Consider the following 10,735-nt stretch of genomic DNA (forward strand, 5'->3'; position numbering starts at 1 on the left):
TACCCCGCATGTCACATCTCCCTCCCCTGAGCGCATTGCGCGCTTTCGAAGCGGCTGTCCGGCTCGGCGGATTCGCGCGCGCGGCGGCCGAGCTGAACGTGTCGACAAGCGCGGTCAGTCACCAGATTCGCGCACTCGAGGAAACGCTCGGCGCGCGCCTGCTCGAACGCAGCACCGGGCTCGGCGGCATTCGCGTGACGTCGGCCGGCGCGCGTTTGCTGCCAGCCGTCAGCGACGCGCTGTCGCTGCTCGGGGACGCATGCGCGGAAATCCGCGGCACCGGCAACGCACAGCGGCTCACGGTATCGGCGAACGCGCCGTTTTCGTCGATGTGGCTCGCCCGCCGCCTCGCCGAATTCTCGGCGCTGCATCCGACCACGCCGTTGAACGCCGTCGTCCTCGACGACGAGCCCGATTTCGCGCGCGACGGCATCGACCTGGCGATCGTCCATGTGCCGGCGCGCAAGCTGAAACCCGACGACGACGTGCTGCTGCAGGAAACCGTATTCCCGGTATGCAGCCCCGAGCTGCATCCGGTCGCGTACGGCGCCGTGTGCCGCAGCCGGCTGCTGCAGGAGATGCACGAGAACAGCCCGGAAATCGACTGGCGCAACTGGGCTTCCGAGTTCGGGCTGCCGGACGATTTCGAAACCAAGATCATCCGCTACAGCAGTTTCAGCCAGGTGATCGGCGCCGCGGTCGGCGGCGCGGGGATTGCCCTCGGCCGCACGCCGCTGATCGAGCCCGAGTTGCGTAGCGGGCGGCTCGTTCCGCTGATTCCGGGCCTGTCGCGTCCCGCGTCCTGGCGCTTCGTGTTGCGCCGCAATCCGTCGCGGCGGCATCGGCTGCTCGATCCGTTGGTTGCGTTCCTGCATGAGGAAGCCGCGAAGACTATGGCAGGTGGCGAGTCTGATGCGTCCGACCCTGCAACGCGTCATGCTGCGCGACACGCGAACCGCGAGATCGGCGACGCGGCATGAGCCTGTCGCCCGGCAATGCGTCGGCGCGGGCGTTCATGCGTAACTGCGGGAGACCGAAATGACCGAGCTCCAGTTTGAATCCGTATTGACCTGTCCGCACTGCGGGTTCAGCCGGCAGGAAACCATGCCGGTCGATGCATGCCAGTTCTTTTACGAGTGCCAGGGCTGCAAGGCCTTGCTGCGGCCAAGGCCGGGCGATTGCTGCGTGTTCTGTTCGTACGGCTCGGTTTGCTGTCCGTCGAAGCAGCGTTCCGGACATGCGCCGCCGGTCGGGGGTAACAGCGGTTGACTGGGTCTTCTTGGTTTCGGTGCGTTTTACATCCTATGTAAGGGCATCCAAGAAGGCATCGGCGCGGCATGCATCGTGCGCACCGCGCCGGCCTCTCGCGCGGTCTGTCAGGCTGCCTGCCTGGTGCGGACCTGCCGATCGGCGGGGACGAGCTGCCGGTACACGGACATCAGCTTCATCGCCGAATCGTTCCAGCCGAAGCGCGCGCGCATTGCGCCTTGCTGGACGCGCGCCCAATCCTCGTCGCGTTCATACAGCGCAAACGCGCGGCGCAGCGCAGCGTCGAGCGCCACGCCGTCGAATGCATCGAACACGAACCCCGTCGCCGAGCCGTCCGCGAGGTTTTCGAGCGAACAATCGACGACGGTGTCGGACAGCCCGCCTACCCGTCGAACGAGCGGCAGCGTGCCATAGCGCAGGCCGAACATCTGCGTCAGCCCGCAGGGTTCGAAGCGCGACGGCACCATGATCACGTCGCTGCCGGCGATCACGCGGTGCGACATCGCTTCGTCGTAACCGATCACGACCGCGACCGCATCCGGCTGCGCCGCCGCGGCCGCTTTGAACGCGCGTTCGAGGTCCGGGTCGCCGCTGCCGAGCAGCACGAACTGGCCGCCTCTGCGGACGATTTCCGGAAGGGCCTGCAGCACGAGCTGCAACCCTTTTTGCTCGGTGAGCCGGCTGACCACGCCGAACAGCGGCGCCGCCGGACGCACGCTCAGCCCGGCGAGCCGCTGCAACGCCGCCTTGCACGCGGCCTTTCCGGTCAACGCGTCCACGTCGTAATGCGCGGCCAGATGCGGATCCAACGCGGGAGACCAGATCGTCTCGTCGACGCCGTTCAGAATCCCGTGCAGATCGGCGGCGCGATGATGCAGCAGGCCGTCCAGCCCGCAGCCCTGCTCGGCGCCCTGGATCTCGCGCGCGTAAGTCGGGCTGACGGTCGTGATCTTGTCGGCGTAGTACAGTCCGGCCTTGAGGAACGAAAACTGGCCGAAGAACTCGGCGCCGTTGATATTGAAAAATGCGCGCGGCAATTCCGTTTCGTCGAACAGGTGTGCGGGGAACACGCCTTGATACGCAAGATTGTGAATCGTGAACACGCTGCGCGCGGCGAGCGTCCCTGTCTGAGCTTCGCCCGAGCACAGATACGCGGGCGCGAGCCCCGCGTGCCAGTCGTGGCTGTGCACGATGTCCGGACGCCAGCTCGGATCCAGCCCGCTCGCGATGCGTGCAGCGAGCCATCCCAGCAATGCGAAGCGGCGATGATTGTCGAGATACGGATGCTCGTGCGGATCGCTGTACGGGCCGCCGGGCCGGTCATACAGCGTCTGCGCATCGACGAAGTACACGACGACACCGGTGCCCGGCAACACGCCGCGATGCAGCGCGAGCGCGTCGGCACCGAAGCGCGGCCCCGGCTTCGCGACGATGCGGCTGTCGGCGACGCCGTCGCGGATCGCCGGGAATCCCGGCACCAGCAGACGCGCGTCGCATCCCAACGCGTTCAGCGCGCTCGGCAGTGCCGCGGTAACGTCGGCGAGACCACCGGTCTTGAGCAACGGATAGACTTCGGCGCAAACGTGTAGCACGCGCATGAGCATTCCTCTTTGTCAGGAGTCGAGCACCAGCATGACCGTCGCGAGCGGCGGCACGGCGAGCGCCAACGACATGGACCGCCCGTGCGACGCGATCGGGTCCGTATGCAGCGTGCCGTTCGCGACACCGCTGCCGCCGTACGCGGGGTCGTCAGTATTGACGATCTCGCGATACCGGCCCGCACATGGCACCCCGATCCGAAAGTCATCGCGCGGCACCGGCGTGAAGTTGGACACCACCAGCACGAAACGGCCGTCGTCGGCCGTGCGCACGAACGAAAACACCGAACGGTCGCGATCGTCGACCGCGATCCACGTGAAGCCGCGCGGCTCGAAATCGGTCTGATACAGCGCCGGGTGACACCGCATCGCGTCGTTGAGGTCGCGCACGAGCCGTTGCACGCCTCGATGCAGCGGGTGCGTCAGCCGTTCCCAGTCGAGGCTCGCATCGGCGTTCCATTCGCGCACCTGCGCGAATTCGTTGCCCATGAACAGCAGCTTCGCGCCGGGATACCCCCACATGAAACCGTAATACGCGCGCAGGTTCGCGAAGCGCCGCCATTCGTCGCCGGGCATCCGCGACAGCAACGAGCCCTTGCCGTGCACGACTTCGTCGTGCGACAGCGCGAGCACGAAGCGTTCGTCGAACGCGTACAGCATGCCGAACGTCATTTTGTCGTGGTGGTGCTGGCGAAACAGCGGATCCTCGCTCAGATAGCGCAGTGTGTCGTGCATCCAGCCGAGGTTCCATTTGTAATGGAAGCCGAGCCCGCCTTCGTCGACGGCGCGCGTCACGCCCGGGAAGCTCGTCGATTCCTCGGCGATCGTCACGGCTTCGCGACGCTCCGCACGGATCGTCCGGTTCGTGCGCCGCAGGAACGCGATCGCCTCGAGGTTTTCGCGGCCGCCGTGGCGATTCGGAATCCATTCGTGCGCCGGGCGGCTGTAGTCGCGGTACAGCATCGATGCGACCGCATCGAAGCGCAGCCCGTCGACACCGTACCGCTCGATCCAGTACAGCGCGTTGCCGGCCAGGTAGTTGGCCACCTCGGGCCGGCCGTAGTCGTAGATCAGCGTGTTCCAGTCCCGATGGAAGCCCTCGCGCCGGTCCGCGTACTCGTACAGGCTGGTGCCGTCGAACCGTGCGAGCCCATGCGGGTCGTCCGGGAAATGCCCGGGCACCCAATCCAGCAGCACGCCGATACCGTGCGCGTGCGCCGCTTCGACCAGATAGCGAAAATCGTCCGGCGTGCCGAAGCGGGCGGTCGGCGCGTAGAGCGCAGTCGGCTGGTAGCCCCACGACCCGTCGAACGGATGCTCGCTCATGGGCAACAATTCGATATGCGTGAAGCCGAGTTCCTTCACGTACGGAATCAGCGTCGTGGCGAGTTCCCGATACGTGAGCCAGCCGCCGCCATCCGACGGCTGGCGCCGCCACGAGCCCGGATGCACTTCGTAGATGCTCATCGGCGCGCCCGGCGCATTCGCATGCGCGCGCACCGGATCCGGCCGGCAAACCGGCGGCAGGCCGTGCACGATCGACGCGGTGCCGGGACGCAGTTCCGCACGAAATGCGTAAGGATCGGCCTTGAGCAGCCGATCGCCATTGCGCGCCTGGACCTCGAACTTGTAGAGCGCCCCTTTCGCGACATCCGGCACGAAGATCTCCCACACGCCGCGGTTGCGGTATCGCTGCATCATGTGGCGATGGCCGTCCCAGCCGTTGAAGTCGCCGACCACGGAGACCCCGCGTGCGTTCGGCGCCCAGACCGCAAACCTGACGCCGTCGATCCCGTCCTGCGCTACCGGATGCGCGCCAAGCTTTTCATAAGGACGAAGATGCGTGCCCTCGGCCAGCAGCCACGCATCGAGTTCGCCAAGCATCGTCGGGCTCGACGACGCCGGCGGACACCCGGAACGGCCAGCGGACGTCTCGTCGCGCACGTCGTCGCCGCGCGCCAGACGATCAGCGTGCATCTTGCGCATCCGTGACATGACCGATCCAGGCGGTGTGGGGCGCGAGCGTCAGGCCCCTGCCCGCGAGCGACGCGCCGGCAAGCCCATGTCCGTCGCAAGGCCGTGCGCTCAGGCCGTCCGGCAGCGGCCAGCGCTGCGCGGTACCACCGAGATTGAAGACGAGCAGCCGCCGGTCGGCACCGGCTGCGCGCTCGAACGCGAGGATCGGCTCGGGCGCATCGAGGAAGCGGATACTGCCGTCGCGAAGCGGTTGCTGAAGGCGGCGCCATGCGAGGAAGCGCCGGAAAAAATTCAGCGGCGACGCCGGATCCGCGTGCTGCAAGTCGACCGCCTTCGACGCGTGCTCGTCAGGAATCGGCAGCCACGTATCGGACGACGAAAAGCCGCAATGCGGCTCGGCCGAGCGCCACGGCAACGGCGTGCGGCAACCGTCGCGCCCTTTGTTTCTTGGCCAGAACTCGATGCCGACCGGATCGCGCAGCTGTTCGTACGGAATCCGGGCTTCGGTAAGGCCGAGCTCCTCTCCTTGATAGACGCACGGCGTGCCGCGCAGCGTCGCGATCAGCGCGAGGACGAGCTTCGCGAAGCCCGGTCCGGCGTCACGGCCGTCGCCCCAGCGGGACACGACGCGCGGCACGTCGTGATTGCTCGCCGACCAGCACACCCAACCTTTCCCGCCATGCTCGGCCAGCCTGGCCTCCATGCGTTCGACGGTGCCGCGCACGTGCGCCGCCGAGAATTCGGGCGTCAGCAGATCGAAGCTGTAGGTCATGTGCAATTTGTCGCCATCCGCCGTGTACCGCGCCATCGTGGCGAGCGCGTCGTCGTCGCCGACCTCGCCGAGACCGACCGCACGGTAATCGTCGAGATGACGCCTGAGCCGTTTCAGGAACGTGAGGTTCTCCGGTCGGGTCTTGTCGTAGCGATGCCGCTGCATCGCATACGGATTGTCGACCGCCGTGGGCAACGGCGGCGCTGCCACCACGGGCGGATTGTTGCGCAGGCGCTTGTCGTGGAAATGAAAATTGCACGCATCGAAACGCAAGCCGTCCACGCCGCGCTCGAGCCAGAAACGCACTTCGTCGATCATTTGCCGCTGCACGTCCGGATGATGGAAGTTCAGATCCGGCTGGCTCGCGAGAAAGTTGTGCAGATAGAACTGGCGCCGCCGCGTGTCCCACTGCCACGCCGGGCCGCCGAACACCGACAGCCAGTTCGTCGGCGGCGTGCCGTCGGCGCGCGGGTCCGCCCACACGTACCAGTCCGCGCGCGGGTTGTCGCGGTCGGAGCGGCTTTCGGCGAACCATGCATGCTGATCCGACGAGTGACTCAGCACCTGATCGACGATGACCTTCAGGCCGAGCGCGTGCGCCTTCGCGATCAACCGGTCGAAATCGTCGAGCGTGCCGAACTGCGGATCGACATCCCGATAGTCCGACACGTCGTAGCCGAAGTCCTTCATCGGCGACTTGAAGAACGGGGAAATCCAGATCGCGTCGACGCCGAGCGCATGGATGTAGTCGAGCTTGCCGATCAATCCGGGCAAATCGCCGACGCCATCGCCGTTGCCGTCCGCGAAGCTGCGCGGATAAATCTGGTAGATCACGCCACCCCGCCACCACGTATCGGACATCTGGTGCGCTCCAGTTGGGCCGGCGGCACGAGCGCGCCGGCCTGCGTTCACGATCGATCAGCCCGTTTCCGACGACTCCGGATGCGATGCGCGATGTGCGTATATCGGGGTCGCTTCATTGCGAACTTACTTTATAGGGTTAGCCGGCCGAAATCAAAATTTCCTGATCGGGATCTGCCCCACCCTTATTCAAATGTTTTGCATTGTCCATTACGATACGAGCTCAATTCCCTGCGCGTTGCGCAATGCCATTTAATATCGGCCAGCGGGCATTCCCGGCGGATCGCCTCCAAACCGGACAACGCAGTGCAAGTGCTCTCCCTATCCGCTCCGGCGATCGAAAAGGGGTTGCAAATTGGACCGTACGCCTGACCTGCCTCGCGTGACCGGCTGGGCCGCGCTGATCCTCGCGATCGGCGTGATCAGCAGCGCCGCCGCGAGCTACGCGCTCCACCGCGCCAACGCGCGCGAAGCGCAAACCGCATTGACGGAGGCCGCGAACGATGCGACCGACGAGATCGTCGAGCGCGTCCGCCATTACGAATACGGGCTTCGCGGTGCGCGTGGCGCGATCGTCGTGGCTGGCGAAACCGGTATCAGTCGCGAGCGCTTCCACCGTTACAGCCTGACTCGCGATATCCATACCGAATTCCCCGGCGCGATCGGCTTCGGGTTTATCCGCCGCGTGCCGAAAGGCAGCGAGCAGGCGTTCGTCGCGCGCGCGAATGAGGACATCGGCCCCGAGTTCAAGATTCATCAATTTGTGCGTCACGACGGCGATCTCGACGTCGTCATGTACATCGAGCCGGAAGAGGACAATCGCGTCGCGATCGGGCGCGACATCGCGTCCGACGAGGATCGCCGGCAGGCGGCGAAATCCGCGATGCAAACCGGCAAAGCGACGCTGAGCGCGCCGGTCGAGCTCGCGCAGCGCGCAGGCGATACGCGCCAGGCCGTGCTGTTCATGCTGCCTGTCTACCGCACGGCGTCGCTGCCGTCGACCGTCACGGAACGCGAAGCCGCCGCGTACGGCTGGACCTATGCGCGGCTGATGGTCGAGCGCGTGCTCGACGGGCTCGACATCGCGCAGAAGGGGTTGCACCTGCAACTCGACGATGTCACGGTGCCCGATCGCGTATTGCCCTTTTACACGCTGCACGCCGACTCGCGCGACCCGACGCGGCATTTCCCGCTGCAAATCGAGCGCGTCGTCTACGGGCGCACATGGCGCTTCACCTATGCCGCTTCGCCGGAGTTCATCGCGAATCTGCATCAAACGTCGCCGGAGACGGTGATGCTGATGGGGACGGTCATCAGCGCGCTGACGGCCGCCATCGCGCACGCGGCTGCGATCGGCGTGCGCCGCCGCCGGCAAGCCGACGCCGCTCGCGCGAAACTGGCCGCGATCGTCGAAGGGTCGGCGGACGCGATCGTCGGCCAGACGCTGGACGGCGTCGTTACGAGCTGGAATGACGGTGCCGCGATGCTGTTCGGTTATACGGCCGACGAAGCGCTCGGCCGGCCGCTCGCGGACCTGATCGTGCCGGACACGCTGATCGACGAGCAGCGCGACATACTCGCGTCGATCGGCAACGGCCAGCGCGTGCCGGCGCTCGCCACCACGCGGCGCGGCAAGGACGGCGCGCGGATCGACGTGTCGGTGACCGTGTCGCCGATCTTCGGCGCGGGCGCACGTGTAGCAGGTGCGTCGAACACGATGCGCGACATCTCGTCGCAAAAGGCGGCGGAAGCCCGGATCGTCGAGCTCAATACGAGCCTGGAGGATCAGGTCGCGCAACGCACCGCGCAATTGCGCGATCTCAACATGCTGTTCGAGAACGTGCTGCGCTCCGCGTCCGAAGTCTCGGTCATCGCGACCGACTGCAACGGCACGATCGATCTGTTCAATCCCGGCGCCGAGCGCCTGCTCGGCTACGCCGCGAGCGAGGTCGTCGGCCGGGCGACGCTGCTGGCGCTGCACGACGCCGACGAGATCGCGGCGCGCGAAGCCGAGCTGAGCGCTGAGTGCGGCGAGAGCGTGCGCGGCTTTCGCGTCTTCACGCTCAAGCCCGAGCGCGACGGCGCGGAGTCGCGCGAATGGACCTACGTGCGCAAGGACGGGTCGTACGTGCCCGTGTCGCTCGCTGTCACCGCGATGCGAGACGACAGCGGCGACGTGGCCGGCTATCTCGGCATCGCGATCGACATCGCGAAGCGCAAGGCCGCCGAACGCGAGGTCGCGGCGGCCCGCGATCAGGTGCTGCTCGCGGCCGAGGCGGCGGAGCTCGGCATCTGGACGTGGGAGGTCGCGAGCGGCACGGTTCGATGGAACGCGCGGATGGTGGAAATCTACGGCAATCCGGCCGCGCTGGACGGCGACACGCTGTCGTATCAGGCATGGCAGCGACTGCTGCATCCGGACGATCGCGACGCGACATTCGGCGCGCTCGACGCGATTTCGCGTAACCGCGATGCGAGCCTCGGCTCGTTCCGGATCGTCCGGCCCGACGGCGAGATCCGCCACATCCAGGCGAACGCACTCGCGGAGCGCGACGCGCATGGCTCGACCGTGCGCGTGGCCGGCACCAACCGCGACATCTCGGTGCAATACGCACTCGAGCACGATCTGCGCCGCGCGAAGGAACAGGCCGATGCGGCGAGCGCGGCGAAATCGGCGTTTCTCGCGAACATGAGCCACGAAATCCGCACGCCGATGAACGGCATCATCGGGATGACGCGGCTGTGCCTCGATACGCCGCTGAACGAGGAGCAACGCGAATATCTGACCATGGTGCTGTCGTCCGCGCAATCGCTGCTGACGATCATCAACGACATCCTCGATTTCTCGAAGATCGAAGCCGGCAAAATGCTGCTCGACCCGGTGGATTTCAGCCTGCGCACGATGATCACGGAAATGCTGCGTGCGACGACGTTCAAGACCGGCAAGACGACGGTCGAGATTCTGAGCGACATCGGGCACGACGTCCCGGATTCGCTCGTCGGCGATGCCGGGCGCTTGCGCCAGGTGCTCACGAATCTCGTCGGCAACGCGCTGAAGTTCACGGCGGCCGGCGAAGTCACGCTGTCGATTCACGTCGTCACGCTCGATTCGTCCAGCGCGTCATTGCGCTTCGCGGTCGCCGACACCGGCGTCGGCATCGCGCCAGAGCATCTCGAACGGATCTTCGATGCGTTCTCTCAGGCCGACAGCTCGACCACGCGCCGCTACGGCGGAACCGGTCTCGGTCTCGCGATCTCGACGCGCCTGGTCGCGATGCTGGGTGGACGGCTGGACGTCCGCAGCGCGCTCGGCGCCGGCAGCGTGTTCAGCTTCACGCTGCCGCTCGCGCTGGGCCGTTACCCGGACCTGCCGCATCCCGCGCTGCCGCGCGCGCTGAACGGCGTACGGATTCTCGTCGTCGACGACAATCACACCAATTTGCGGCTGATGCACGACATGCTGTGCAATTTCGGCGCACAGCCGACCTGCGTGAGCGACACGCAAAGCGCGATGCAGACGTTGTACGCGCAGGCGAAACGGCGCGAGCCCTATATCGTCGCACTCGTCGACGGACAGCTTCCCGATTGCGACGATTACTCGCTCGCGCTGGAAATCGCGGCGGATCCGGCATTGCGCGGCACGATGGTGGTCGTGATCAGTTCGCTGTCGAGCCGGCTGGACGCGTCGACGCTCCGGCAGGCCGGCATCGCCGGCTTCATGACGAAACCGGTCGATCAATCGGAGATCTTCAATCTGCTCGTGAAGCTGCTGGGCGAATCGTTCTTCGCACCGCACGCGCCGGAGATCGCGCCGGACCGACGCGACCACGATGCCGCGCAGTCGCCGTCGCGCCGATACACGGTGCTACTGGTCGAAGACAATCCGATCAATCAGCGGCTCGCACTGCGCTTGCTCGAAAAGCTCGGTCACGACGTGCGTCTCGCGTCGAACGGTGTCGAGGCGCTCGACTGGATCGACACGCAGCCGTTCGACGTCGTGCTGATGGACATCCAGATGCCGGTGATGGACGGCCTCGAAGCGACGCGCGAGCTGCGCGAGCGCGAGCGCCGCGCCGCGAAAGCGCATGTGCCGGTGATCGCGATGACCGCGCACGCGATGCAAGGCGATCGCGAGAAGTGCTATGCAGCGGGCATGGACGGCTATGTGTCGAAGCCGATCGAAACCGGCGCGCTGGTACGGGAGATCGAGCGGGTCGCGGCGCGGCCGGCGGCAGCCGAGCGCGCCGCCGGCCGCGTG

At 66.4% G+C, this 10,735-nt stretch carries 6 protein-coding genes; 3 read left to right on the forward strand and 3 right to left on the reverse strand.

What is annotated here, in order from left to right; all coding sequences use genetic code 11:
• The first annotated feature begins 8 nt into the window (after positions 1-8).
• Together G3N94_RS08435 and G3N94_RS08440 are read left to right on the forward strand one after the other, a co-directional pair.
• Positions 9-980, forward strand: coding sequence for a LysR family transcriptional regulator (locus G3N94_RS08435; RefSeq protein WP_205791874.1), 972 nt, complete (start codon positions 9-11; stop codon positions 978-980).
• A 58-nt stretch (positions 981-1,038) separates the two neighbouring features.
• Positions 1,039-1,269 carry a GDCCVxC domain-containing (seleno)protein gene (locus tag G3N94_RS08440; RefSeq protein ID WP_205791875.1) on the forward strand — a complete coding sequence of 77 codons (231 nt, stop codon included), beginning with the start codon at positions 1,039-1,041 and terminating at the stop codon, positions 1,267-1,269.
• Between the two features lie 107 nt (positions 1,270-1,376).
• On the opposite strand, the gene glgA is transcribed toward G3N94_RS08440, so the two are convergent.
• The 3 genes from glgA to G3N94_RS08455 are packed head-to-tail and all read right to left on the reverse strand — an operon-like array spanning position 1,377 to position 6,477.
• On the reverse strand, positions 1,377-2,873 hold the full coding sequence (gene glgA, locus G3N94_RS08445) for a glycogen synthase GlgA (protein ID WP_205791876.1): 1,497 nt from the start codon (positions 2,871-2,873) through the stop codon (positions 1,377-1,379).
• Between the two features lie 9 nt (positions 2,874-2,882).
• Positions 2,883-4,844: a 1,4-alpha-glucan branching protein GlgB gene (gene glgB / locus G3N94_RS08450; protein ID WP_241021691.1), complete on the reverse strand. Its 1,962-nt coding sequence runs from the start codon at positions 4,842-4,844 to the stop codon at positions 2,883-2,885.
• The gene (locus G3N94_RS08455; protein ID WP_205791878.1) at positions 4,834-6,477 is read right to left on the reverse strand and encodes an alpha-glucosidase; all 1,644 of its coding nucleotides are present in this window, start codon (positions 6,475-6,477) and stop codon (positions 4,834-4,836) included. The genes glgB and G3N94_RS08455 overlap by 11 nt, the downstream gene beginning before the upstream one ends.
• A 355-nt stretch (positions 6,478-6,832) precedes the next feature.
• Between G3N94_RS08455 and G3N94_RS08460 the strand changes: the two genes are divergently transcribed.
• The coding region (locus G3N94_RS08460; RefSeq protein ID WP_205791880.1) for a PAS domain S-box protein at positions 6,833-10,735 on the forward strand (3,903 nt) is incomplete at its 3' end.

Origin of the sequence: Burkholderia sp. Ac-20353 (assembly GCF_017104785.1) — a bacterium.
In the GTDB taxonomy this organism is placed as follows: domain Bacteria; phylum Pseudomonadota; class Gammaproteobacteria; order Burkholderiales; family Burkholderiaceae; genus Burkholderia.

Bases quoted from the DNA above. Each gene is read 5' to 3' on its own strand.
- G3N94_RS08440 (WP_205791875.1), top strand. From the start codon at position 1,039: ATGACCGAGCTCCAGTTTGAATCCGTATTGACCTGTCCGCACTGCGGG.
- glgB (WP_241021691.1), bottom strand. From the start codon at position 4,844: ATGCACGCTGATCGTCTGGCGCGCGGCGACGACGTGCGCGACGAGACG.
- glgA (WP_205791876.1), bottom strand. From the start codon at position 2,873: ATGCTCATGCGCGTGCTACACGTTTGCGCCGAAGTCTATCCGTTGCTC.
- G3N94_RS08435 (WP_205791874.1), top strand. From the start codon at position 9: ATGTCACATCTCCCTCCCCTGAGCGCATTGCGCGCTTTCGAAGCGGCT.
- G3N94_RS08455 (WP_205791878.1), bottom strand. From the start codon at position 6,477: ATGTCCGATACGTGGTGGCGGGGTGGCGTGATCTACCAGATTTATCCG.